19 protein-coding genes are annotated in these 23,198 nt (G+C 71.5%); 13 read left to right on the forward strand and 6 right to left on the reverse strand.

The window, feature by feature from the left end:
- Positions 1 to 49 precede the first annotated feature (49 nt).
- Positions 50 to 667 carry a TetR family transcriptional regulator gene (locus ACIPTO_RS28085; protein WP_401196627.1) on the reverse strand — a complete coding sequence of 206 codons (618 nt, stop codon included), beginning with the start codon at positions 665 to 667 and terminating at the stop codon, positions 50 to 52.
- 64 nt (positions 668 to 731) lie between these two features.
- Positions 732 to 1,295 carry a hypothetical protein gene (locus tag ACIPTO_RS28090; protein ID WP_401196629.1) on the reverse strand — a complete coding sequence of 188 codons (564 nt, stop codon included), beginning with the start codon at positions 1,293 to 1,295 and terminating at the stop codon, positions 732 to 734.
- A gap of 161 nt (positions 1,296 to 1,456) precedes the next feature.
- On the opposite strand from ACIPTO_RS28090, the gene hmgA reads away from it, so the two are divergent.
- From hmgA to ACIPTO_RS28110, 4 genes are all read left to right on the forward strand, one after another.
- Positions 1,457 to 2,773 (forward strand): homogentisate 1,2-dioxygenase, encoded by a 1,317-nt coding sequence (hmgA, locus tag ACIPTO_RS28095; RefSeq protein ID WP_401196631.1) that lies wholly within the window; start codon positions 1,457 to 1,459, stop codon positions 2,771 to 2,773.
- A 27-nt stretch (positions 2,774 to 2,800) separates the two neighbouring features.
- A complete protein-coding gene (locus tag ACIPTO_RS28100) occupies positions 2,801 to 3,547 on the forward strand; it encodes a GntR family transcriptional regulator (RefSeq protein WP_366321496.1) in 747 nt (248 codons plus the stop codon).
- Positions 3,548 to 3,686: 139 nt separating this feature from the next.
- Positions 3,687 to 4,853: a type ISP restriction/modification enzyme gene (locus ACIPTO_RS28105; RefSeq protein WP_366321498.1), complete on the forward strand. Its 1,167-nt coding sequence runs from the start codon at positions 3,687 to 3,689 to the stop codon at positions 4,851 to 4,853.
- 20 nt (positions 4,854 to 4,873) lie between these two features.
- The gene (locus ACIPTO_RS28110) at positions 4,874 to 6,070 is read left to right on the forward strand and encodes a CaiB/BaiF CoA transferase family protein (protein WP_401196634.1); all 1,197 of its coding nucleotides are present in this window, start codon (positions 4,874 to 4,876) and stop codon (positions 6,068 to 6,070) included.
- 42 nt (positions 6,071 to 6,112) lie between these two features.
- Here ACIPTO_RS28110 and ACIPTO_RS28115 read toward each other — a convergent pair whose 3' ends face one another.
- From ACIPTO_RS28115 to ACIPTO_RS28125, 3 genes are all read right to left on the reverse strand, one after another.
- Positions 6,113 to 6,379 carry a hypothetical protein gene (locus tag ACIPTO_RS28115; RefSeq protein WP_033286328.1) on the reverse strand — a complete coding sequence of 89 codons (267 nt, stop codon included), beginning with the start codon at positions 6,377 to 6,379 and terminating at the stop codon, positions 6,113 to 6,115.
- 126 nt (positions 6,380 to 6,505) lie between these two features.
- Positions 6,506 to 7,345 (reverse strand): anti-sigma factor domain-containing protein, encoded by an 840-nt coding sequence (locus tag ACIPTO_RS28120; protein WP_401196637.1) that lies wholly within the window; start codon positions 7,343 to 7,345, stop codon positions 6,506 to 6,508.
- Positions 7,342 to 7,884, reverse strand: coding sequence for a sigma-70 family RNA polymerase sigma factor (locus ACIPTO_RS28125; protein WP_366321662.1), 543 nt, complete (start codon positions 7,882 to 7,884; stop codon positions 7,342 to 7,344). The genes ACIPTO_RS28120 and ACIPTO_RS28125 overlap by 4 nt, the downstream gene beginning before the upstream one ends.
- A 229-nt stretch (positions 7,885 to 8,113) precedes the next feature.
- Here ACIPTO_RS28125 and ACIPTO_RS28130 point away from each other — a divergent pair, with 229 nt between their 5' ends.
- From ACIPTO_RS28130 to ACIPTO_RS28145, 4 genes are all read left to right on the forward strand, one after another.
- Positions 8,114 to 9,655, forward strand: coding sequence for a DUF4331 domain-containing protein (locus tag ACIPTO_RS28130; protein WP_366321504.1), 1,542 nt, complete (start codon positions 8,114 to 8,116; stop codon positions 9,653 to 9,655).
- A 122-nt stretch (positions 9,656 to 9,777) separates the two neighbouring features.
- Complete coding sequence (locus ACIPTO_RS28135; protein WP_401196640.1) at positions 9,778 to 11,565, forward strand: tetratricopeptide repeat protein; 1,788 nt, start codon at positions 9,778 to 9,780, stop codon at positions 11,563 to 11,565.
- Positions 11,565 to 13,268: a sulfite exporter TauE/SafE family protein gene (locus ACIPTO_RS28140; protein ID WP_401196643.1), complete on the forward strand. Its 1,704-nt coding sequence runs from the start codon at positions 11,565 to 11,567 to the stop codon at positions 13,266 to 13,268. The genes ACIPTO_RS28135 and ACIPTO_RS28140 overlap by 1 nt, the downstream gene beginning before the upstream one ends.
- Before the next feature lie 45 nt (positions 13,269 to 13,313).
- Complete coding sequence (locus tag ACIPTO_RS28145) at positions 13,314 to 14,924, forward strand: protein kinase (RefSeq protein ID WP_401196645.1); 1,611 nt, start codon at positions 13,314 to 13,316, stop codon at positions 14,922 to 14,924.
- 22 nt (positions 14,925 to 14,946) lie between these two features.
- On the opposite strand, the gene ACIPTO_RS28150 is transcribed toward ACIPTO_RS28145, so the two are convergent.
- Positions 14,947 to 15,753, reverse strand: a complete 807-nt coding sequence (locus tag ACIPTO_RS28150) for an SGNH/GDSL hydrolase family protein (protein ID WP_401196648.1) — start codon at positions 15,751 to 15,753, stop codon at positions 14,947 to 14,949.
- A 148-nt stretch (positions 15,754 to 15,901) separates the two neighbouring features.
- Here ACIPTO_RS28150 and ACIPTO_RS28155 point away from each other — a divergent pair, with 148 nt between their 5' ends.
- From ACIPTO_RS28155 to ACIPTO_RS28175, 5 genes are all read left to right on the forward strand, one after another.
- Positions 15,902 to 16,396, forward strand: a complete 495-nt coding sequence (locus ACIPTO_RS28155) for a hypothetical protein (RefSeq protein WP_401196651.1) — start codon at positions 15,902 to 15,904, stop codon at positions 16,394 to 16,396.
- A 368-nt stretch (positions 16,397 to 16,764) separates the two neighbouring features.
- Positions 16,765 to 17,583 carry a glycosyltransferase family 2 protein gene (locus ACIPTO_RS28160; protein ID WP_366321516.1) on the forward strand — a complete coding sequence of 273 codons (819 nt, stop codon included), beginning with the start codon at positions 16,765 to 16,767 and terminating at the stop codon, positions 17,581 to 17,583.
- Positions 17,580 to 18,650 carry a glycosyltransferase family 2 protein gene (locus ACIPTO_RS28165; protein WP_401196653.1) on the forward strand — a complete coding sequence of 357 codons (1,071 nt, stop codon included), beginning with the start codon at positions 17,580 to 17,582 and terminating at the stop codon, positions 18,648 to 18,650. The genes ACIPTO_RS28160 and ACIPTO_RS28165 overlap by 4 nt, the downstream gene beginning before the upstream one ends.
- Positions 18,643 to 19,443, forward strand: coding sequence for a polysaccharide deacetylase family protein (locus tag ACIPTO_RS28170; RefSeq protein WP_401196655.1), 801 nt, complete (start codon positions 18,643 to 18,645; stop codon positions 19,441 to 19,443). The genes ACIPTO_RS28165 and ACIPTO_RS28170 overlap by 8 nt, the downstream gene beginning before the upstream one ends.
- The gene (locus tag ACIPTO_RS28175) at positions 19,436 to 23,185 is read left to right on the forward strand and encodes a lipopolysaccharide biosynthesis protein (RefSeq protein WP_401196658.1); all 3,750 of its coding nucleotides are present in this window, start codon (positions 19,436 to 19,438) and stop codon (positions 23,183 to 23,185) included. Before ACIPTO_RS28170 ends, ACIPTO_RS28175 begins: the two co-directional genes overlap by 8 nt.
- Positions 23,186 to 23,198 lie beyond the last annotated feature (13 nt).

A 23,198-nucleotide genomic window follows, 5' to 3' on the forward strand; every position in this document is an offset into this window, starting at 1 on the left:
GTGTCGGGGAAGACCGGGAGTCCGCCGGGCGCCGGGGCCGGACCGCCGTTCAGTCCAGCACCCGCGCCAGATAGGCCCGCAGCAGCTCCCGCATCTCCCCGATGACCTTCTCGTCGCCCTCCGGCGCGACCCGGAACGCGAGGTGGACGAGGGCGTCGGCGGTCTCCACGGCGACCAGGAAGGTGCGGCGGAGATCCTCGTCGGGGTCGCGGGCGAGGTAGCCGGAGAGGAGGTCGGTGAGCCGGTCGGCGACACGGCGGTTGGGTTCGGCGTGGCCCGAGCCGATGGGGATCTGGTTGCCGAAGTCGACGAGGGAGAACCCGGGCGCGGTGCGCTTCATCGCGAGGTACTCGTCCAGGACGGCGTCCATCGCGGCCCGCCAGCCGTCGGCGCCGGTCTCCTCCAGGCGCTCGCTGACGCGCTCCGTGTACCGCTCCAGGTTGCGCTGGGCGAGGGCGTCGGCCATCGCCCGCTTGTTCCCGAAGAAGCGGTAGACCGAGCCGATGGGGACACCGGCGCGCAGGGCGACGGCCCGGGTGCTCAGCGCGTCGTAGCCGACCTCGTCGAGGAGGTCGGCGCAGGCGTCGAGGATCCTGGTCAGCCGTTCGGCGCTGCGCCGTTGCACGGGCGCACGCCGGAGCGATGTCGTGTGGGGCACGGGCTTCATGATGCCTTTCCGCCGTGATCAGGAGAAGCGCGAACCTGAATACGGAACTGGGTGGCCCTGGCACTCATTTCGTCCCCCGCGTCGGTGTGGGGCCGGGGACCTTGCTGCCGTCGGGAGTGGCCTGGGCCGCCGACGCCGTGATGTCCGCCGTGCCCTGCACCGGTTTGCCGTGGACGGCCCACACCGTGCCGTCGTCGGCGTAGAGGCGCGCGGTGACGTGGTGGGTGCCGTGCGGGACGAGGCCGGCGGCCAGGTGGTACTCGGGGACGCGGAGGCGTGCGACGGTGCGGCCGTCCACGAGGAGGCGGACGGTGCCGCGCCCGGCGACGGCCCGCGGCCGCACGCCGGCCGGCGAGAAACGGAAGTCGTGGAGGGTCAGCCGGACGTCCCAGCTGTCGTCGGCGGCGTCGGGCTCCACCTCGACGCCGACCTCGGGGGCACCGCTCCCGCTCACCTCGCGGTAGTGGCTGCCCTGCTCGTCCGTGCTGTCGAGGACCTTGCCCACCGGCGACGGGGACACCCCGCCGCCCTTCCCCTCGGGGGTGTCATCGGACCCGCAGCCCGCCGATCCGGCCAGCAGCAGGGCACAGACCGCGAGCGCGGTGAGGAGTGCGCGCGACCACGACATGCGGGGGAGAGTAGAACAACGGTCCGACAGCCGGATCCCCCCAGAGGTGGGTTCTTGGTCGTCGCGAGTCGGATTTTCGGCCGCTCCCCCACCTTCCCCTTGCGCCCGCGAAACCGCAATCCTACGGTGTTGCATAGGAATCAGCTGGCTAGGGAGCAGGCATGAGCGGGGACGCGCGCAAGACGGCCGAGGGACTGACCCACCTCACCGGTTTCGGCAACGAACACAGCTCGGAGGCCGTGCCGGGCGCCCTGCCCGAGGGCCGCAACGCCCCGCAGCGCGCACCGCTCGGTCTCTACGCCGAGCAGCTCAGCGGTACGGCGTTCACCGAGCCCAGGGCGCACAACCGGCGCTCGTGGCTCTACCGCATCCGCCCCTCGGCCGCGCACCCCGCGTTCACCCGCGCCGACAACGGCCGGATCCGTACGGCCCCCTTCACCGAGTCGGTCCCCGATCCGAACCGGCTGCGCTGGAACCCGCTCCCCGCCCCCGCGCCCGGCACCGACTTCCTGGCCGGCCTGTGGACCCTGGGCGGCAACGGGGACGCGACCCAGCGCACCGGCATGGCCGTGCACCTCTACCACGCCGACGCCTCCATGGACCGGGTCTTCAGCGACGCGGACGGCGAGCTGCTGATCGTCCCGGAGCGCGGCGGGCTGCTGCTGCGCACGGAGTTCGGTCTCCTCCATGTGGAGCCGGGACATGTGGCGTTGATCCCTCGTGGGGTGCGCTTCCGTGTGGAGCTGCTGGACGCTTCAGCCCGCGGATATGTGTGCGAGAACTACGGGGCGCCGTTCCAGCTCCCCGACCTGGGCCCGATCGGCGCCAACGGCCTCGCCAACGCCCGGGACTTCCGCGCCCCGGTCGCCGCGTACGAGGACGCCGAGGGCCCGGTCGAGGTGGTGAACAAGTTCTGCGGCAACCTCTGGACCGCGACCTACGACCACTCACCCCTCGACGTCGTCGCCTGGCACGGCAACCATGTGCCGTACGCCTATGACCTGCGCCGGTTCAATGTGCTCGGCTCCATCTCCTACGACCACCCCGACCCGTCGATCTTCACCGTGCTGACGTCCCCTTCGGACACCCCGGGGCTGGCCGGTGTGGACTTCGTGGTCTTCGCGCCGCGCTGGCTGGTGGGCGAGGACACCTTCCGGCCGCCGTACTTCCACCGGAACGTGATGAGCGAGTACATGGGCCTGATCGAGGGCGCCTACGACGCGAAGGCCGAGGGGTTCGTGCCGGGCGGCGGCTCGCTGCACAACATGATGTCGGCGCACGGCCCGGACCGGGAGACCTTCGACCGGGCGAGCGCCGCGGAACTGCGTCCGCAGAAGGTCGACGACGGGCTGGCGTTCATGTTCGAGACCCGGTGGCCGGTGACGGCCACGGCCCAGGCGGCCGGCGCCGAACACCTCCAGCAGGCCTACGACGGCGTGTGGCAGGGCCTGCAGCGGCACTTCCGCCCCTTGCCCTGACGATCCCCGACCGGTACGGATGGCCCCGTGACCTCCTTCGCCCCGGACTCGATCGTCCTGAACCGCAAGCTGCCGCTCTGGTACCAGGTGTCGCAGTCCCTGCGCGCCTCGATACTCGGCCGCTCGCCCCGGGACCCGCTGCGGCTGCCCACGGAGGAGCAGCTCGCGCTGCACTACGGCGTCAGCGTGCTCACCATGCGGCAGGCGCTGAAGGAGCTGGAGGACGAGGGGCTGATCACCCGGCACCGCCGCCGGGGCACGTTCATCGAGCCGGACGTCCAGCGGGCCACGCCGGTACGGCTGTTGGGCTCGGTGGACGCGATCGTCGCGCAGCAGTCCGGCATGACCGCACGACTCCTCGACCACGGCAGGGCACCCGTCCCGCCCGAACTCACCGAGCACTTCCCGGACCTGCCCGAGGTGGCGACGTACCACCGGCTCCGCAGCGACGAGAAGACCGGCGAGCCGACGAACCACGCCCGCAACCACATCCGCCCCGAACTGGCCGCCCGCGTCGACCTCGACGACCTGATCCGCTGGCCGATGACCAAGGTCCTGCGGGACGTCGTCGGCGCGGACATCGGCCGCATCACGGACACGGTGGAGGCCCGTCTCGCCGACCCGGAGACCGCCCGCCTCCTCCACGTCCCGCTCCTCAGCCCGATCCTGCACTACACAGGCATCACCCGCGACGCACAGGGCAGGGTCCTGGACGTGGCAGTCATCCATTACCGCGGCGACCGTTTCTCCTTCTCGGTCACCCTCGACGCGTGAACGCCCCACGGAGGGGGCCGTCCGTCGTGCGCGGGCCCGGTGGGACCGGCCGCGCCCGCGCGGCGGAGCCGCACCCCGGCACAGCGTCGCGCCCCTCGGCGGCGCGACCCCGATCCGGCTGCCGTGAGCAGGTCGTACGATGCCCAGCGTGACGCACGACGACGCTCCGCTGCTCGCGGACCTCATGCCGTGGTCCGTCGCACCGATCCGGCTCGGCCGGGGGTGGCCGACGGCACCCGACGCGGCAACCCTGAAAACGCGCTGGGACGCCCTGCTGAAGGCCGAAGTCCCCGACCGGGACACCCTGTTCGAGCCGACGCGCGCACGCACCCTGCACTCCGCGGTGTCCCAGCTGCCCGGCCAGTCCAGCGGCACGGAGAAGCTGATCCGCGCCACCGGCCCGGCCCCGGAACCGGTCCGCGTCCTGCGCGCCCCCTTCGACGAGCAGTGGCTGATCCCGGACCACCGCCTGATCGACGCGGCCCGGCCGGAGTTGTGGCGGGTGGCGGACGAGCGGCAGATCTTCGTGGTCGAGACACCGGTCGTCCCCGGCGGCTCCGGCCCGTTCCTGCTCGCGTCCTCGGTCCTCCCCCTGCTCCGCCCCGGCCGCGTCCGCCCCCTCTACCGCCGTCCCGGAGCCGGGGAACCCAACCTGGCCCCGGGCCTGTCGGACCACCTGGCGACCCACCTCGGCCACTCGCCGACCCCGGCGGACGTCCTCGCCTGGACGGTGACGACGGCCCGTCCGGGCCCCGCGGTCCCCCTCACCCGTGACCCCGGACTCTGGTCACAGGGCGTCGAGTTGGGCCATCGCGTCCTCCGGCTGATGTGCCGGGGCGGCGACCGCCCCAAACTCCCCGGTGGCCGCCGCCCCTACGTCCGCGCCCCGCTGCCACCGCTCCCCCTCACGCTCCACTACGACCGCGACGAGGAGACCCTCCATCTCGACGAGGGCCGCGTCTCCCCGGTACCGCCGGAGTCCTGGGACTTCGAGGTGAGCGGGGTGCGGGTGCTGGAGCAGTGGTTCGCGTCCCGCACGGCGGAGGCGGACCCCGGCACCCTGGCAGCCGTCCGCCCACCGGCCTGGCAGCAGACGTGGACGTCGGAACTCCTGGAGCTGATCACGGTGTTGGCGCTGCTGGCGGAGCTCCGTCCGCGGCAGGAGGCGCTGGAGGTGACGGACCGGATCACCGCGGCGGAGCTGCGCGAGGCGGGCGTCCTGCCGCCACCGGAGTGGACCCGGCACCCGGCGTCGGTCCTCGACCACCACGAAGAGGGCCCCGAGGGCCAGTTCGCGCTGCTCTAGAGAACAAGGCGATCCCCCGCATGGAGTCCCTGCCCCTGCCCCTGGACGGCATCACCGTCGTCGCCGTCGAACAGGCCGTGGCCGCCCCCTTCGCCACCCGTCAACTCGCCGACCTCGGCGCCCGGGTGATCAAGGTGGAGCGGATCGACGGAGGTGATTTCGCACGCGGGTACGACAGCGCGGCGGGCGGGATGGCCTCGCACTTCGTCTGGTGCAACCGCGGGAAGGAGTCGATCGCGCTCGATCTGAAGGACCCGCGCGGGGTCGGTGTCGTACGGCAACTCATCGCCGGCGCGGACGTGTTCGTGCAGAATCTCGCGCACGGCGCCGCCGCCCGGCTCGGGCTCGACGCGGCCACGCTGTGCGCCGCGCATCCCCGGCTGGTCGCCGTGGACATCTCCGGGTACGGGCCGAGCGGGCCGTACGCCGGCAAGCGGGCCTACGACATGCTCGTGCAGTGCGAGGCGGGGCTGGTGTCGGTGACCGGGACGCCGGGGCAGCCGGTGAAGGCGGGGGTTCCGGCCGCCGACATCGCGGCGGCCATGTACGCCTTCTCCGGCGTGCTCGCGGCGCTCGTGCGCCGGGGTGTGAGCGGGCGCGGCGGGCCGGTCGAGGTGTCGATGCTGGACGCGCTCGCCGAGTGGATGGGCCATCCTCTGCATCACGCGATGCACGGGGGAACTCCCCCGGCGCGCACCGGACTTGCGCACGCCATCATCGCGCCGTACGACGCCTATCCCACCGCGGACGGCGGGCGGGTGCTGCTGTCGGTGCAGAACGACCGGGAGTGGCGGCGGCTGGCCGAACAGATCATCCGGCGGCCGGAGTTGGGGACCGATCCCGACTTCGCCACCAATGCGGCGCGGGTCGGGAACCGGGAACGCACCGACGCCCTCGTCGGCGAGGCGCTGGGTGGGCTCGGTGCCGACGAGGCGGTGGCGCTGCTGGAGCGGGCGGGCGTGGCCTGCGCGCGCCTGCGGGACGTGCAACAACTGGCGGATCACCCGCAGTTGACGGCCCGGGACCGGTGGCGGGAAGTGGGTTCACCGGTCGGGCCGTTGCGGGCACTGCTGCCACCGATCACCTTGCCGGGCGGAGGCGAGGCACCGATGGGTGATGTGCCCGCGCTCGGGGAGCACACCGAGGCGCTGCTGCGTGCCGTGGGGATGGCGGACGCGGAGATCGCAGCACTGCGCGTGGACGGTGTGGTGGCCTGAGCGCGGGCCCCCGGGAACTCCCCGGGGACGCCGAGGACTTGCTCAGCGTCCGCCGAAGAGTGAACGGCGCAGTCTGCGCAGCGGCGCGAAGAGCTTGACGCGGCTCACCCGCGTACCCGTCGCGCTGCGTTCCTGCGTGGTGTCACGTGATGTCAGTTCGCGCATCAGTGAGGTCGCTTCCGCCGTTTCGCGCTGCGGGACGACGGGGCCGCCCAGCACCGAGAGGTGGCGGTCGAGGCGCGAACTCGTCGCGCTGCTCCCGCACGTGATCGCAGGGACCCTTGCCCTGCTGCGCACTATCTGTTCCATGTCACTCCCCACCCGTACGAGTCCACCCGGCCCGGGCAGGGTAACCCTATCGCCCCAACCGGGCACGCGTGTATCGCGGTCACAGGATTCACCTTCCCCGTAAGGGGGTTGACGACCCCTCCTTGATTACTCTCCGAATCCGACCGATTTCAGGGCGAGTTGGACAACTGGCTGAGTTGTGGGCTGGGCTGAGCCCCCGTCGGGCTCGACGGTCACTGCGAGTGATGTTGCAGACTTGTCGAGTCCGGTGGCCAGCAAGGGCGTGTCGCCCTTGAAGAGCCCGAGGGAGCGCGGTTGCACATCGGGGCGCATCAGCCACAGTTGATGCACGCGCCCGCTCGGCAGCGCGCCGTATCCGCTCAGGGTGACGACCGCGCGCCCCTCCGACGCGGAGGCGATCACGCCGATGCTCCGGCCTCCGGTGTCCGCGCCGGTGGTCGCGCGGGCGTCGGGAGCAGCGAGAACGTGGGCGATCTCACGTGCCTGCGCCCGCTCGGCGGTCAGCTGGTCCTGGGTCCGGTTGGCCTGCACGGCGAACAGCGAGGCCACGACGAGCGCGGCGGCGGCCGTCGCGGTGGCGAACGGCACGAAGAACGGCCGCCGTTGGGGCACGCGGGCGCGCGAGGCCTGCGGCTGCGCTCCCCACACATGCGCCGGCAGCCGGGGCGTGTACTCCCGCGCCCGCGGTTCCCGCACACGCTCCCGCAGCGGTCCCGGCTCCTGCGGAGTCTGCCGTACGGCGGCCAGCACCCGGTCGCGCATGGCGGGCGGCGGCTGGGCGGCCGTGGACCAGGCCAGCCGGACGGCGTCCTCGGTCAACGCCTGGACCTCCTCGGCACAGCGGTCACAGCCCCTGAGGTGTTTCTCGAACTGGCGGCGCTCACCGGCTTCGAGGGCGTCCAGGGCGTAGGGGGCCGCGAGCGAGTGGACGTCACCCCGGCCGAACAGTCGGGCGAGGACACTCATGCGACACCTCCCAGGCAGTCGCGCAGCCGGGTGAGTCCGTCACGCATGCGGGTCTTGACCGTGCCCAGCGGCAGCGAGAGCCGCTCGGCCACTTCACGGTACGTATAGCCGTCGTAATAGGCGAGAGTGACGGACTGCCGCTGCAGCGCCGTGAGCCGGTCCAGGCAGCGGCGCACCAACTGCCGTTCCAGGCCCGCCTCGACCTCCTCGGTCACCTGGTCGAAGGCGGGGTGGTGGGAGCGGCGCGCCTCGCGCTGCTCGCGGTCGACGGCCGCGCGGGCGCTGCGCACCCGGTCGACGGCCCGGCGGTGGGCGAGGGTGAGCACCCAGGACAGGGCGCTGCCGCGGCCGGGGTCGAAGCGGGCGGCGGACCGCCACATCTCCAGCAGCACCTCCTGGGCCACCTCCTCGGACTGCGCCGGATCGCGCACCACCCGGCGCACCAGCCCGAACACCGGCCCCGACACCAGTCCGTACAGCTCTTCGAAGGCCCGTTGATCCCCTGCCGCCACCTGCACCAGGAGTTCATCAGCCTCCACCCGTCCCCCACTCTTCGACCGCACGCGGCCCATCCCCTCATCACATCCCGTCACATGAGGCATTCGCGGCGAGCGCCCCTCTGGATGGGTTACGGATCGGCGCGCCCAAAACGCGGGTCAAGGGACGGATTGGAAGGCGCCAAAAAAACTTTTCGGGTTCGACCAATCCGCCCCGGCACGTGCTCCGAATCTCCGGGCGTCAGGCAAGTTGGCACTGAGGACGGACGGCATGACACCTATCTCCAGGAGCGGTGCGGGACGCAGGAAGCTCGCGGCCCTCGTATGTGGCGCGCTGGCCGCCGGGGGGCTCGCAGCCGCCGGTACGGCCGCGCTGGAACCGGGAGTGGCCGCGGCCTCCTCCCACCGGGAGGCCCCCCTCATCTCGGGCACCCCGCAGTACGACAACACGGACCTGTACGCGTTCGTCAGCCCGGACAAGCCGGACACGACGACGATCGTGGCGAACTGGATACCGTTCGAGGAGCCCGCCGGCGGCCCGAACTTCTACCAGTTCGCGGACGACGCCCAGTACGACCTGCACATCGACAACAACGGTGACGCGCTGGACGACTTCATCTTCCGCTACACCTTCAGCACCCAGATCAAGAACAAGAAGACGTTCCTCTACAACACGGGCCCGGTGACCAGCCTCACCGACCCCGACCTCAACGTCACGCAGTCGTACGACGTCGAGCTGATCAAGCTGAAGAACGGCAAGGTGGTCCACAAGACCAAGATCGCCGACGACATCCCGGCGGCGCCCTCCGACGTCGGCGACGCGTCGATGCCGGACTACGCCAAGCTGCGCTCGCAGGCGGTCTACAAGACGTCGAACGGCGGCGCGACCTTCGCCGGCCAGGCCGACGACCCGTTCTTCGCCGACCTGCGCGTCTTCGACCTGCTCTACGGCGGCAACCTGAGCGAGGTCGGCAACGACACCCTCAAGGGCTACAACGTCAACACGATCGCCCTCCAGGTGCCCAACGACCTGATCCGGCAGTCCAAGTCCCGCCCGACCGTGGGTATTTACTCCACGACCCAGCGCAGGAACGCCCAGGGCTACTACACGCAGGTCTCGCGCCTGGGCAACCCGCTGGTCAACGAGGTCGTCAACCCGCAGAAGGACAAGGACAAGTTCAACGCGTCCCAGCCCAAGGACGACGCGCAGTTCCTGAAGAACGTGACCGAGCCCGAGATCCCGAAGCTCATCGAGTCGATCTACAAGATCAAGGCGCCGAGCGAGCCGCGCAACGACCTCGTCAGCGTGTTCCTCACCGGCGTCAAGAACCTCAACACGCTCCAGCCGTACGCGAAGCCGTCGGAGATGCTGCGTCTGAACACGTCGATCCCGCCGACCGCGCACCCCAAGCGCCTCGGTGTCCTCGACGGCGACAACGCGGGCTTCCCGAACGGCCGTCGGCTCACCGACGACGTGATCGACTCCGCGCTCCAGGTCATGGAGGGTGAACTCGTCGGCTCCAAGAACGACCTGGGCGACGCGGTCGACAAGAACGACAAGGGCTTCGAGAAGTACTTCCCGTACGTGGCCGAGCCCACCTCGGGTTCGCGCGGCCCGCTCGCCAAGGGCACGGCCGGCGGCAGCGACGTCAAGAACCAGCTGGGCGACGCGCTCCAGCCGGCCGGGGCGTCCTCCGGCAACGACAACATGATGCTGATGGTCGCCTCGGCCGCCTCGGGTGTCGCCGGAGTCCTGCTGATCGGCGCGGGCGTCGCGTGGTGGCGCCGCCGGATGAGCCACCGCCCGTACTGACCCCCGCAGACTGGCGCGGCCCGCACTTCACCTTCCCCCACGGTGCGGGCCGCGCCACCCCCACGTGACAACCCCCTTCGGCACCACGGCACTTGAACCACCCCAGGCGATGGAGGAACGGCATGGCCCCGCGCGAGACCGACAACAGCCCGACGGAGGCCGACCAGCCGGCGGCGGCCCAGCGGGAGTGGGAACGGCTGTGGGAGGAGGGGGACGACGACGGGTCGGCGAGCGCGGGACCGGAGAGCGGACGGCCCACGAAGCCGGACGCCGAGCCGGAGACGGAGCAGAGCACGGAGCCGGCGGCGGATGAACGGGACAGGGACGAGGACGAGGACGAGGACGCCGACACGTCCCGGACCGCGGACACGGACACGGACCCCGAGAACCGGGACACCGCCGCCGACGACTCACCCCCGCCCTCGACTCCCGCGCCCACCACCGCCGATGAGCCCGGAACCCCCCACAGCCGCGCACCTCGCGCCGAGGACCGCGCGCCCTCCACCGAGGCCCCGGCACCCCCCACAGCCACCCGTCCCGACGACGAGCGCATCGCCGCCGTACGCCGGGTGGCCGCCGCGGGCCGCCGCTGGCGGACCGTCCAACTCGTCGGCTGTGCCGCCCTGCTGGCCGTCGCGATGACCGCCGGTGCCATCGCCATCGGCGCCGCGAAGGACCGCGGCGCGACCGGTGCCGCCGTCGGATCCAGCGCCGTGTCACCGGAGTTGCTCGCCAGCGGCAGTCTGGACGCGAGCATCGCCGCGCTGCAGGCCCATCTGAGGACGCAGCCGAAGGACTTCGACGGGTGGGCGACGCTCGGGCTCGCGTACGTCGAGCAGGCCAGGACCAAGGGCGACCCGTCCCGGTACCCGCAGGCGCAGGCCGCCTTCCAGCGGTCGCTGAAGATCTCGCCCGCCAACGAGAACGCCCTGGAGGGCCGCGCCGCGCTCGCCGCCGCCCGGCACGAGTTCAAGGAGGCCCTGGCCTACGCGGACCAGGTCCTCAAGGAGAACCCGTACAGCGAGCGCGCCCTGTGCTCGCGCATCGACGCGCTCGTCGAACTCGGCCGCTACGCGGACGCGTCGAAGGCCGCCGACCTCGCCGACGCCCGCAAGCCCGGCGTCCCGGTCTTCACGCGCTACGCCTACGTGCACGAACTGCGCGGGGACGTCACCACCGCCCGCAAGGTCCTGGAACAGGCCCTCGCCGCCGCCACCTCTCCCGGAGACATCTCGTACGTGGCCGGCACGCTCGGCCAACTCGCCTGGAACCAGGGCGACTACAAGACCGCTCTGAACGACTACGGCCGCGCCCTCGCCGCCGACGAGAACTACCTCCCCGCACTGGAGGGCCGCGCCCGCACCCAGGCCGCCCTGGGCGACCGCGCGGCGGCCATCAAGGGCATGGAGCTGGTCGTCTCCCGCTACCCGCTGCCCCAACCCCTTGTGGAGCTGGGCGAGTTGTACGAGAGCCGGGGCGCCGAGGGCGACAGGGCCAAGGCCGACGACCAGTACGCCCTGGTCGACGCCTGGATCGCGCTGGCCCGCGCCAACGGCGTCAACGCCGACCTGGACACCGCGCTCGCCGCCGCCGACCACGGGGACGTCACGTCGGCCCTGAAGGCCGCCCGCGCCGAATGGGCCCGCCGCCACACCGTGCACACCGCGGACGCGCTGGCCTGGGCCCTGCACGTCAACGGCCGCGACAAGGAGGCCCTGCCGTACGCCCGCCGGGCGACGGCCACGAACTACCACAACGCCTCGTTCATCTACCACCTCGGCATGATCGAGCTCGCCACCGGCCACACGGCCGACGGCCGCGCCCACCTCGCCAAGGCCCTGAAGCTGAACCCGGGCTTCTCCCCGCTGGGCGCCACCAAGGCCCGTAAGGCGCTGGAGGACACCAAGTGATGCCGGTCCGCCGCCTGTTGGCCTCCGCCGCCGCCGTCCTCACGACCGCGGGCGCGCTCCTCCTGATCCCCTCGGCCACCGCGAGCGCGCACCCCCTGGGCAACTTCACCGTCAACCGCTACGACGGCCTCGTCGTCGCCCCGGGCCAGTTGCGCGTCACGCACATCGAGGACCTCGCCGAGATCCCGGCGACCCAGGTCAAGCCGGACATCAAGCGTCTTGGCATGACGGAGTGGGCCCGGGAGCGCTGCGACAAGGCCGCCGAGGGCAGCAAGGTCACCGTCGACGGCCGTACGGTCGCCCTCACGCCCGGCACCGGCACCGCGCACCTGCGGCCCGGACAGGCCGGGCTCAACACCCTCCGGGTGGAGTGCGGTTCGACCGCCGCGCTCCCCAAGGGCAGCACCGTCACCGTCGGCTTCCACAGCGCGGGACTGACCACCGGGCCCGGCTGGCGGGAGATCACCGCGCGCGCCGACCGGATGACGCTCACGAGGTCGGACGTCGCGAAGACGTCGATCTCGCACGAACTCACCAGCTACCCCAAGGACTTGCTGTCCTCCCCCGCCGACACCACGACGGCGTCCCTGCACGCGCGTCCCGGCGGTCCCGCGCTCGCCGACGACGGTCGGTCCGCGGCGGAACCGCCCGCCGGCTCGGTGCTGCCGCGCGGCGCCGACCGCTGGACGGAGGCCCTGAACAACCTGGTCGCCCGGCACCACCTCACCGTGGGCTTCGCCGTGCTCGCGCTGCTCATCGCTGTCGCCCTGGGCGCGATGCACGCGCTCGCGCCCGGTCACGGCAAGACGCTGATGGCCGCCACGGCAGCCGCGCGGGGCAGCCGAGCCCGCCTCAAGGACGTGCTCCCCCTCGCCGCCTCGGTCACCGTCACCCACACCCTCGGTGTCATCGCCCTGGGCCTCCTGGTCACGGCCGGCTCCGCCGCGACCCCCTCGGTGATCGCCTGGCTGGGCATCGCGAGCGGCGTCCTCGTGCTCTTCGCGGGCGCCAACCTCGTACGCCGCGCCTGGCGCAACCGCCCACGCCCGCACACCACTTCACACGCCCATCCGCACCCCCACGGCCACGATCACCATCACGACCACGACCACGACCACGAGACCGCCAAGGCCCCCGAACGCGCCCTGGTCCTCGTCTCCGCGCACGCCGAAGCCGGCGCGCCCCACACGGAGACCCACGCGCACCCGCACCCGCACAGCCACGACGACCACGGTCATGAGCACGGCCATGAGCACCCGCACGGGCACAAGCACGAGCACGGCCACACTCATCCCCACCGCGACGGCCACGCCGTGGAGCACACGCACGGCGGGTTCACCCACACCCACGAGACCGCCCCGACCCTGCGGGGCACGATCCTGCTCGGCTTCGCCGGTGGCCTCGTGCCGAGTCCGTCCGCCGTGGTGGTGCTCGTGGGCGCCGCCGCGCTCGGCCAGGCGTGGTTCGGGCTGCTGCTCGTCGTCGCGTACGGCGTCGGTCTCGCCCTCACCCTCACCGCCGCCGGATTCGCCGTCGTCAAGCTGGGTACAGGGATGAACCGAGTGCTGGACCGGCGCCCCCGCTGGACCACCAGCCCCATGGCCGTACTGGTCCGCAGGACCGCGCCGCTGGCATCGGCGCTGGTCGTCGTGGGTCTCGGGGTCGGACTGGTGCTCAAGGGGGCGGCATCAGCACTCGGCTGAGTTGTGTGAGGCGAGAATTCGCCCGGCTGCGAATGGGGGTGGCCCATGTCCGAAGATCCGGGCACTGACCGTCTGATCGCGGGCCGCTACCGGCCCCTGTCCCCCCTCGGTGAGGGCGGGATGGGCACGGTGTGGCGGGCCCGCGACGAGGTGCTGCAACGCGAGGTCGCCGTCAAGGAGGTGCGCGCGCCCGGCGGGCTGGCCTCCGACGACGTGGAGCGGATGTACGCCCGGCTGGAGCGCGAGGCGTGGGCGGCGGCTCGGGTCGCCAACCGCAACGTGGTGACGGTGTACGACGTGGCGACGGAGGACGGCCGCCCGTGGATCGTCATGGAGCTGGTGCGGGGTGTGTCCCTGGCCGATCTCCTGGACGCCGAGGGGCCGTTGTCGCCGCAGCGGACCGCGCACATCGGTGCCGAGGTGCTCGCCGCGCTGCGGGCCGCGCACGACGCGGGGGTGCTGCACCGGGACGTGAAACCGGCCAATGTGCTGATGTCGAACGACGGCCGGGTCGTCCTGACCGACTTCGGTATCGCGATGGTCGAGGGCAGTTCGGCGCTGACCATGACCGGCGAGGTCATCGGCTCGCCCGAATTCCTAGCCCCGGAGCGGGCGTTGGGCCGCACCCCGGGTCCCGAGTCCGACCTGTGGGCCCTCGGCGTCCTGCTGTACGCGGCGGTCGAGGGGCATTCGCCGTTCCGCCAGAACACCCCGCTGAGCACCCTGCGCGCCATCGTCGACGAGGAGTTGCCGACGCCGCGGCTGGCGGGACCGCTCGCACCGGTCATCGAGGGCCTGCTGCGCAAGGACCCGGCCCAGCGGATGTCCGCGGAGCAGGCCGAGCAGGATCTGCGGCTGGTCGCCGCGGGCGGTGCGCCCCGCGCGTCCACGGCGCCGACGAGGCCGTACTCGCCGATGGCGGCGGGGGTTCCGCAGGACACCTATCCGACGACGCCGGCGCAGCCGATGCCTCCCGTCGGGCCCGGGGCCGACCCCTACGGGACGCGGACGGGCGCGGACGAGCCGCGGGGCAACCGGCGTGCCGCCGTCGTCCTGGTCGCGGGTCTGGTCGCGCTGGCGCTGGCGATCGGCGGGCTGACGTACACGCTGCTCAACGGGAACAAGGACGGGGACGCGGACGCGGGCAAGGGTGCGAGCAGCCCCAAGAACGAGCCCTCGGACGGGACGTCGCCCAGTGCGAGCAGTAAGACCACGGAGGCGAGCGGGACGCCGAGCCCCAGCAGCAGCAAGTCGTCGTCGGCGCCGCAGTCGGTGAAGGCGACGGTGGAGGGCGCCAACACCGAGTACTCGGGCAGCTGTCCGCCGCCGAACGCGAAGGCGCCGACCTTCACGGCCAGCATCACGGTGGGGAAGGTGCCCGCGGAGGTGTCCTACCGCTGGGTGACGAAGACCGGTTCGGTCTCCGACCCCGGGTGGAAGACGCTGTCGTTCCCGGCGGGCGGCGGGAAGACCAAGCAGGACCGGGTGTTCCTGACGACGTACACGAACACGGGGACGTTCAGGAACGAGATCAGCGTGGAGGTCCGCAGTCCGGTCCACGGGGAGTCCAACTCGGTGCCGTTCTCGGTGACGTGCCTGGCGGAGACCCCGTCGGGCGGGGCCTCCGCGTCGGACACGGCGTCGCCCTCGTCGTGAGGCGACGTGCCCTGGGTGAGGGTCAGACCGCGCCGGTCAGGACGGGCAGGTAGCCGCCGGACTGGCCGGCCGCGGTCGGGTGGTAGGACTCGCCGATGTCGAGCAGGTTGAGGCTGTGCAGCCAGGAGCTGCCGGAGCAGATCTCGTGGCCGGTGAACGTGGTGCGTACGTCGCCGTAGGTGAAGCCGTGGTCGGCGGCGCGCTTGGCGAGGGCGGCGTCGAGGTAGTCGGCCGCGCCGTTGATGCCGGAGCGTTTGGTGGCGGAGAGGCCGAGGCAGGTGGTGCCGAGCTTGTAGAAGCGTGGGTAGCCGAGCACGACCACGCGCGCGGCGGGGGCTTTGGCGCTGATCGCCGAGTAGACCTTGTCGAGGAGGCCGGGGAGCGTGGAGTCGACGTACGCCTTCGCGGTGGCGATCCGGGAGAGGCAGGAGCTGTCGGACTGCAGGACGCAGGTCGTCATGACGTCGGCGAAGCCGGCGTCGTTGCCGCCGATGCTGATCGAGACGAGGCCGGTCGAGCTGCTGAGGGTGCCGAGCTGGTTGGCGAGAACATCACCCGTACGAGCGCCCGAGCAGGCCATGAAGTCGAACGTCGAGGGTGAATGGGCGGCTGCCCAGAGGTAGGGGTAGGCCTTGGTGCTGCGGTCGCAGGAACCGCTGGAACTGATGTAGTTGTCCGAGCCGACCCCCGAGGAGTAGGAGTCGCCGAGGGCCACATAGCCGCCGGTGGCGGCGAGTTGGGACGCCTGCGCCGTCATCGCCCCGGTGAGGGCGAGGCCGGCGGCCAGGAGGAGCGAGGTCACGTATGCCGTGAATCGGGAACGTCTCATGGAACCTCCCTTAGCAGGATCTCTGCCACAACCGTCGTAGCAGCGACGCGCGTTGACGGGAAGTGTGCATGCCAAGGGAAGGAGGGGTTTATCGGGGGGAACAGCTGTTCACCTGTGCATCACAACCGGTGCGAGTGCCCTTTCCGTCTTGACGGTCGCGGTCGGGCTGCGCCACATTGAAACCCGGCATCCGGCGCGTCGGGGGGCAAAGTCGCCAATGCAGACCTTACGCATCAAGAGAACGTCCACGGACGGCGTCGAACGGGTGCGGCCAGGACCGGGGAGGGACCTGGCACCACTGTTCGCGGGCGCGTCGGTCGCCGTGGGGGGCGCGGGCGCACTGCTCGCACTCCTCGACTCGGGATCGCCCTTGCGCGGTCCGTTCGCGCTGTTCTTCCTCTTCGCGGCGCCGGCTTCGGCAATTGCCGCGGTATTGCGCGGACTTGATCCCTTCAGCCGTGTTCTCACCTCGGTGGCGGGCGCGGTGGCCGTCGACATGCTGGTGGCTCAGGGAATGCTGGCCGTGCACCGGTGGTCCGTCGACGGCGGAATCATCACGGTGGCGGTGATCAGCGGCTCGATTTCGCTATCGGTATTCATACGGCATATGCCGGGCCGTACAACGGCTGACAAAGTAGTGTAACGGTCAAACCAACAAAAACGTGAGGCCTCCATCCAGGCCTTGCCATACAGGTTCAATCATCAATACCGTCGTACATCTCACCCGCACCGGTTCGTCATCCAGCGGCTCCAGGGGAGGGCTCAAGGACCGCGATGAATCCGGGGCGGAGCGCGGTAGGGGGGTGCCGTGCTCGGTCACCGTTCATGTGACCGAGTCGTCCGCGCGGTCGGCTTTCATGTTTTCCGGAGGTCGATCAGTTGTGCCAGCTCACCATGCGTGCAGGGAGATTCCTTTTCTCCGTGGCGTCCGTGAGAACCCCCTTTTCGAACCGGAGCACAGAGCCGGGCCGCCCAGGGGCGGGCGGTCCGCCGGACGAGAGGGACCAGCTCGTGAGTTCTGTTCTGCGCCCAGCGACATCGGGCCAAGATCCGTTATTGTCGGCCGCATACCGGCCTATCTCCTCTCACCTGGCGATCACACCGCCGGTGAGCGTGGTGATTCCCGCCATGAATGAGGCGGAGAATCTCCCGTACGTCTTCAAGACACTTCCCCCGTGGATACACGAGGTAGTTCTTGTGGACGGTAATTCCACCGACAACACCATCGAAGTGGCTCGCGAGCTGTGGCCCGGGGTCAAGGTCGTCGAACAGCAGGGCAAGGGCAAGGGGGATGCCCTGATCACCGGGTTCGAGGCCTGCAGCGGCGACATCATCGTGATGGTCGACGCGGACGGCTCGGCCGACGGCAACGAGATCGTCAGCTATGTCTCCGCCCTCGTCTCGGGCGCGGACTTCGCCAAGGGCTCACGCTTCGCCAACGGCGGCGGCACGGACGACATGACGTTCATCCGCAAGCTCGGCAACTGGGCGCTGTGCACGATCGTCAACCGCAAGTTCGGCGCCCGCTACACCGATCTCTGCTACGGATACAACGCGTTCTGGCGGCACTGCCTCGACAAGATCGACCTCGACTGCACCGGCTTCGAGATCGAGACGCTCATCAACATCCGGGTGGTCAAGGCCGGTCTCAAGGTGCAGGAGATCCCCAGCCACGAGTACCTCCGTATCCACGGCACGAGCAACCTGCGCGCCGTGCGGGACGGGATCCGGGTGCTCAAGGTGATCCTCAAGGAGCGCTCCAACCGGCGTGCGCTGCGCCGCCGTTCGCACTCCATGACGACCGACCCGTTCCGGGGAGAGGTGTCTTGAGCGGTCCCGGCATCTCTGTCGTGATCTGCGTCTACACCGAGGACCGCTGGGAGGACATCCTCGCGGCGGTCTCCTCGGTGCGCGCGCAGTCACGGCCCGCGCTGGAGACGTTGCTGGTCGTCGACCACAACCCCGCTCTCCTGGACCGGCTCACCAGGGAGTACAAGGACGCCGGCGAGACCGGCGAGGTCCGCGTGCTGGCGAACGCCGGCCCGCGCGGTCTGTCGGCCGGCCGCAACACCGGCATCGCCGCCTCGCGCGGCGAGGTCGTCGCCTTCCTCGACGACGACGCCGTGGCCGAGCGCGAGTGGCTGCGGCACTTCGCCGAGGCGTACACCGATCCGCGGGTGATGGCCGTCGGCGGCCGGACGATGCCCGTCTGGGCGTCCGGGCGCCGACCGGCCTGGTTCCCCGAGGAGTTCGACTGGGTGGTGGGCTGCACGTACAGGGGCCTGCCGCCGGGCCGGGTCCGGGTGCGCAACGTCCTGGGCGGCAACGCCTCGTTCCGGCGTACGGCGTTCGACGCGGCCGGCGGCTTCGCGACCGGCATCGGGCGCGACGGCGACAGGCGCCCGCTGGGCGGCGAGGAGACGGAGCTCTGCATCCGCCTCACCCGGGCCAGGCCGGACGCGGTGCTGCTGATCGACGACCGGGCGGTGATCCACCACCGGGTGCCCGCGGTGCGCGAGCGCTTCGGGTACTTCCGTGCGCGGACGTACGCCGAAGGCCTCTCCAAGGCGCTGGTGGCCCAAAGTGTCGGCGCCGACAAGGGACTTGAGTCGGAGCGCCGCTACACGACCCGGGTCCTGCCGGCCGGAGTGCTGCGCGGGCTGCGGGACGCCGTGCTCGCCCGGCCGGGCGGTGCGGGCCGGGCGGGCGCGATCGTCGCCGGGGTGTTCGGCGCGGCGGGCGGTTATCTCGTCGGGAGCGCGCGGGCCCGGCGCGGCGGGGTCACCTTCTCGGTGGTGCGGATCTCCGAGGAGGCACACGAGCGCGGGAACGCGGACGACCGCGGGGGCGGACATGAACACGGGGCGGACATGAGCACGGGGAGCCGGCATGAGTGACACAGCGGTACCGATCCTGATGTACCACTCCATCGCCGCCGCCCCGAACGACGCCACCCGTGAACTCTCCGTCGCGCCCGAGGCGTTCGCCGAACAGCTGGCGCTCCTCGGCGACCTGGACCGCACACCGGTCACCACGGCCGATCTGGCGGCGAGTTGGCGCTCGGGCACACCGCTGCCCGAGCACCCGGTGCTGATCACCTTCGACGACGGCTACGAGGGTGTGCACCGGCACGCCCTGCCCGCGCTGGCCCAACACGGCTTCGCGGCCACCCTGTTCGTCTCCACCGGCTGGATCCGGGGCGCCCACGACACCGGCGGCGGCCTGGACACCATGCTCGACTGGGACCAGGTGCGCGCACTCGCGGGCACGGACGTCGAGATCGGCGGCCACAGCCACACCCACCCGCAGCTCGACCAGCTCGACGACGACTCCCTGCGCGCGGAACTGGTCCGCTGCAAGGAGATCGTCGCCGACGAACTCGGTGCCGTGCCGGTCTCGTTCGCGTATCCGTACGGCTACTCCGACCGCCGGGTGCGGCACGCCGTGCGGGAGGCGGGGTTCACGCAGGCGCTCGCCGTCGGCAACGGCCTCGCCCGCCGCCGCCAGGGGCCGTACGCGCTGCGGCGGGTGACCGTGCGCCGCACCACGGGTGTCGAGGAGTTCGCGCGGCTCGTCGAGGGCCGTGCCATCGCCCGCACCTTCGCCAGGGACCGTGCCCTCACCCGGGGCTACGCCATGGTCCGCAGAGCCCGACAGGTCCGCCGGAAGGCCATCCGTTCCCGTGTCTGACACGACGACCACCACCCAGGCCGCGGCGCCGACGACCGAGGCGCCCCGGCAGTCGGGGCGCCGCCTGCGCCTGCCGGGGAGAGCCAAGTCCCCCGGCGGCAGCCCGCTGTTCCGCAACGCCTACGCCCTGATGCTCAACACCGGGATCTCCGCGGTGCTCGGGCTGGGCTACTGGCTGATCGCGGCCCACTACTACTCGGCGTCCGCGGTCGGGCAGGGTTCGGCGGCGATCGCCGCGATGAAACTGCTCGCCGGGCTCACCGCGGTGACCCTGACGGGCGCCCTGGCCCGCTTCATCCCGGTAGCGGGACGCCTCACCGGACGTCTCATCTTCCGTACGTACGCGGGCAGTTCGCTCGTCGTCGCGTGCGGGGCCGGGATCTTCCTGCTGACGCTGAACGACTGGGGCCCCTCCTACCGCTTCCTGCACGGGCCGGTCCCGGCGCTCGGCTTCGTCGTCGCGGTGATCGCCTGGAACCTGCTCACGCTCCAGGACGGGGTGCTCACCGGGCTGCGCAGCGCGCCGTGGGTGCCGGTGGGCAACACCGTGTTCTCGGCGGTGAAGCTGGCGCTGCTCGTCGGGCTGGCGTCGGTCCTCGCCACGAGCGGTGTCTTCGTGTCCTGGGTCGCCGCGATCGCCACCTCCGTGGTGCCGCTCGGCTGGCTGGTGTTCCGGCGGCTGGTGCCCCGGCACGTCGAGGCCACCGAGGCCCACGCGAAGCCGCCGACGCTGCGGGAGATCGGGCGGTTCCTCGCCGGGGACTACACGGGCTCGCTGTTCTCGCTCGCCGTGGTCTACCTCGTGCCGGTGATCATCGCCTCGCAGGTCAGCTCCGAGGACAACGCGTACTTCTACATCACCACGACGATAGGCGGCACGGTCAACCTGCTCGCCATCAACATGGGCGCCTCGCTGACCGTCGAGGGCTCGCACGATCCGGCGCGCATCGCCGCCAACACCCGGGCCGCGCTCAGACGGATGGCCCGGATCATGCTGCCGATCTGCGGGCTGCTGTTCATCGGGGCGCCGTACATCCTGGGCGTGTTCGGCGCGGGCTACGCGGACGCGGCGACGCCGCTGCTGCGCTGGTTCGCGGTGGGCGCGCTGCTGCGGGTCGTCATGGAGACGTACTTCGCGGTGCTGCGCGCGCAGAGCCGCACCAGTGGACTCGCCTGGCTGCAGGGCCTGTTGTGCGTCCTGGTGCTCAGCCTCACGCTGCTGCTGCTCCCCCGCATGGGCCTGACCGGCGCGGGCGTCGCCGAGATCTCCAGCCTCGCGGTGATCGTGACGATCGCCGCGCCCAGGCTGTTCCGGACCCTGCGGGCCGCGCCGGCCACCGAGGTGCCCGAGGACGCGGCGCCCGACGGGGACCTCGCCGACCTGGGGACCCGCGAGGTCCCGGCCGCCGCCCCGCGCCGGCGCGGTCCGGCCTGGGCGCTCGACTCCGACACCCTCGCGCTCGGCATCCACGTCGACTTCGACCACCTGGAACGCCGGCCGGACTTACGGCCGGGCCCGGGGACCCCGCCCACCGGTACGCCCATCGTGTCCGGCGACCAGCCTCCGACCCGGGCGCTCGGGATCAAACGGCAGGAGGCCGTGGGCCTGCCGGTGGAGGAGCGCGAGCCCGGCTCGGAGTCCTCGCTGAGCCCGGCCGCCGCGGCCGGAGCGCACGCGCAGGAGGGCGAAGTGCCGCCCGTACGGCCGTCGTCCCTGCGGGAGCGGCTGGTGCCGACGCGGCCCGGGGTCGTGCTCGGCTGTCTGCTGGTGGCCGCGCTGCTGCTGTACTGGGTGCCCGCGCTGCGGCTCGGCGAGTCCGACCTGGACCGCATGGGCGGGCTCGGCCTGGTCTCCGTGCTGCCGCTGCCCACACTGGTCGGGGCCGTGCTGCTGGTCGTGGTGTTCGCCGCGCTGCTGTGGCTGGGCCGCGAGCACCGGACACTGCTGCTGATCACCCTGCTCGCGACCGTGTTCTCGCTGCACGCGCTGCCCGCGGTGATCGAGACCGAGCCGCGCTTCCCGACGGCCTGGCAGCACCTCGGGTTCATCGACTACATCGACCGCACCGGGTCGGCCGTACCCGACCTGGACGCGCGCTGGAGCTGGCCGGGCTTCTTCGCGGTGGCCGCGTTCGTCGGCAGGGCGTGCGGGGTCACCGACTGGTCCGAGGTCATCCGCTGGTGGCCCACCGCCATCCAACTCGCCTATCTGGCACCGATGTTCCTTCTGCTGCGGTCGCTGCGGGCGAGCTGGCGGGCGAAGTGGACCGGCCTCTGGATCTTCGTGCTCAGCGGCTGGGTAGGCCAGGACTACTTCTCCCCGCAGGGCTTCACCTTCCTCCTCTATCTGGCCTTCGTGGCGATCCTGCTGGTCTGGTTCCGGGCACCGCACGTGCTGTGGACGCGGATGCGGCCCGGCGAGGCGGAGGTCGAACCCACCGACCGGCGCCAACAGGCCGTCCTGCTCATGGTGTTGGTCGGACTGTTCGCGGCGAGCGTCCCGGCCCACCAGCTCACGCCGTTCGTGATGCTGGGCGTGCTGACGGTCCTCGTGCTGATCGGCCGCTCCGAACTCCGGGGCCTGCCCATCCTGTTCGCGGTGCTCGTCGCGGTCTGGCTCGGTTTCATGGCCGAGCCGTACTGGTCCGGGCACTTCGACAACCTCTTCGGCGGGGTCGGCGGTGTCGGCAGCAATGTCTCGACGTCCGTCTCCGGCCGTATCCAGGGCGGCAGTTCGACCCACAAGCTGGTCCTCTACACCCGCGTCCTGCTGGCCGGCGGCATCATGACCCTCGCCTGCTGGGGCTGGTTGCGCCGCCGCATCCACAAGTACCGCGAACGCTCCCTGCTCGTCCTCACGTTCGTCCCGTTCCTGGGCTTCGGCATGCAGTCCTACGGCGGCGAGATGGCGCTGCGCGTCTTCATGTTCGCGGTGCCCGGCGCGGCCCTGCTCGCGGGCCTCGCCCTCTTCCCGCGCACCGGCGCCACCGCCGAGGAGCGCGGGAAGGACCGGTCGGGACTCGCCCCGCTGGCCGCGCTGCTCACCGGACTGCTGCTCATGGGCGGCTTCCTGGTGGCCCGCTGGGGCAACGAGGGCTTCGAGCGGGTCCGGCCCGGCGAGGTCGAGGCGATGAACTACGTGTACGCCCACGACAGGCCGACGGTACGTCTGCTGTGGCTGAGCGACGACACGGTCAACGACGTGACACCGGCGATGCCGTGGGGCGCGAAGGACATGGAACGGGTCACCTACGTTCCCACGCCGGCCCCCGCGGACCCGGTGCTGGTGTCCGGGCTGGTCAAGGCGCTCAGGGACGCGGGCCCGAACTCGTATCTGATGCTCAACAGGAGCCAGGCCGTCTCGCTCCAGCTGGACGCGGGCTACGCGGCGACCTGGGAGTCCCGGCTCATCCGGAACCTGGACGCCCGGCAGGAGGTGAAGAAGGTCCTCGTCAACGCCGACGCGACGGTGTACACGCTGCGGCAGCAGCCGGCGGGCCCGGTCCCGAAGCCCGATCCCGGGCCGATCGGACCGCAGATCACCTGGACGCCGTGGTCGGTGGTCGGCGCGCTCGCCGCCGTCGCCCTGATCCTGATGCTGACGGCCCGCGAGGTCGTCCGGGTCGCGGTCCGGCCCGGTGTGCGTCACCTGCGGTGGCTGCAGGGCAGTTTCTGGTTCTCGCTGCCCCTGCTGGCGGTGCTGCTGGCCTCGCTGGTGCAGCGGTTCCTGACGATGAAGTAACGCACTTCCCACG

Origin of the sequence: Streptomyces sp. NPDC090083, assembly GCF_044747445.1 — a bacterium.
Classification (GTDB): Bacteria; Actinomycetota; Actinomycetes; order Streptomycetales; family Streptomycetaceae; genus Streptomyces.

Coding starts and splice junctions, on each gene's coding strand:
- ACIPTO_RS28085 (WP_401196627.1), bottom strand. CDS start 667: ATGAAGCCCGTGCCCCACACGACATCGCTCCGGCGTGCGCCCGTGCAA.
- ACIPTO_RS28090 (WP_401196629.1), bottom strand. CDS start 1,295: ATGTCGTGGTCGCGCGCACTCCTCACCGCGCTCGCGGTCTGTGCCCTG.
- hmgA (WP_401196631.1), top strand. CDS start 1,457: ATGAGCGGGGACGCGCGCAAGACGGCCGAGGGACTGACCCACCTCACC.
- ACIPTO_RS28105 (WP_366321498.1), top strand. CDS start 3,687: ATGCCCAGCGTGACGCACGACGACGCTCCGCTGCTCGCGGACCTCATG.
- ACIPTO_RS28110 (WP_401196634.1), top strand. CDS start 4,874: ATGGAGTCCCTGCCCCTGCCCCTGGACGGCATCACCGTCGTCGCCGTC.
- ACIPTO_RS28115 (WP_033286328.1), bottom strand. CDS start 6,379: ATGGAACAGATAGTGCGCAGCAGGGCAAGGGTCCCTGCGATCACGTGC.
- ACIPTO_RS28120 (WP_401196637.1), bottom strand. CDS start 7,345: ATGAGTGTCCTCGCCCGACTGTTCGGCCGGGGTGACGTCCACTCGCTC.
- ACIPTO_RS28130 (WP_366321504.1), top strand. CDS start 8,114: ATGACACCTATCTCCAGGAGCGGTGCGGGACGCAGGAAGCTCGCGGCC.
- ACIPTO_RS28135 (WP_401196640.1), top strand. CDS start 9,778: ATGGCCCCGCGCGAGACCGACAACAGCCCGACGGAGGCCGACCAGCCG.
- ACIPTO_RS28140 (WP_401196643.1), top strand. CDS start 11,565: ATGCCGGTCCGCCGCCTGTTGGCCTCCGCCGCCGCCGTCCTCACGACC.
- ACIPTO_RS28145 (WP_401196645.1), top strand. CDS start 13,314: ATGTCCGAAGATCCGGGCACTGACCGTCTGATCGCGGGCCGCTACCGG.
- ACIPTO_RS28150 (WP_401196648.1), bottom strand. CDS start 15,753: ATGAGACGTTCCCGATTCACGGCATACGTGACCTCGCTCCTCCTGGCC.
- ACIPTO_RS28170 (WP_401196655.1), top strand. CDS start 18,643: ATGAGTGACACAGCGGTACCGATCCTGATGTACCACTCCATCGCCGCC.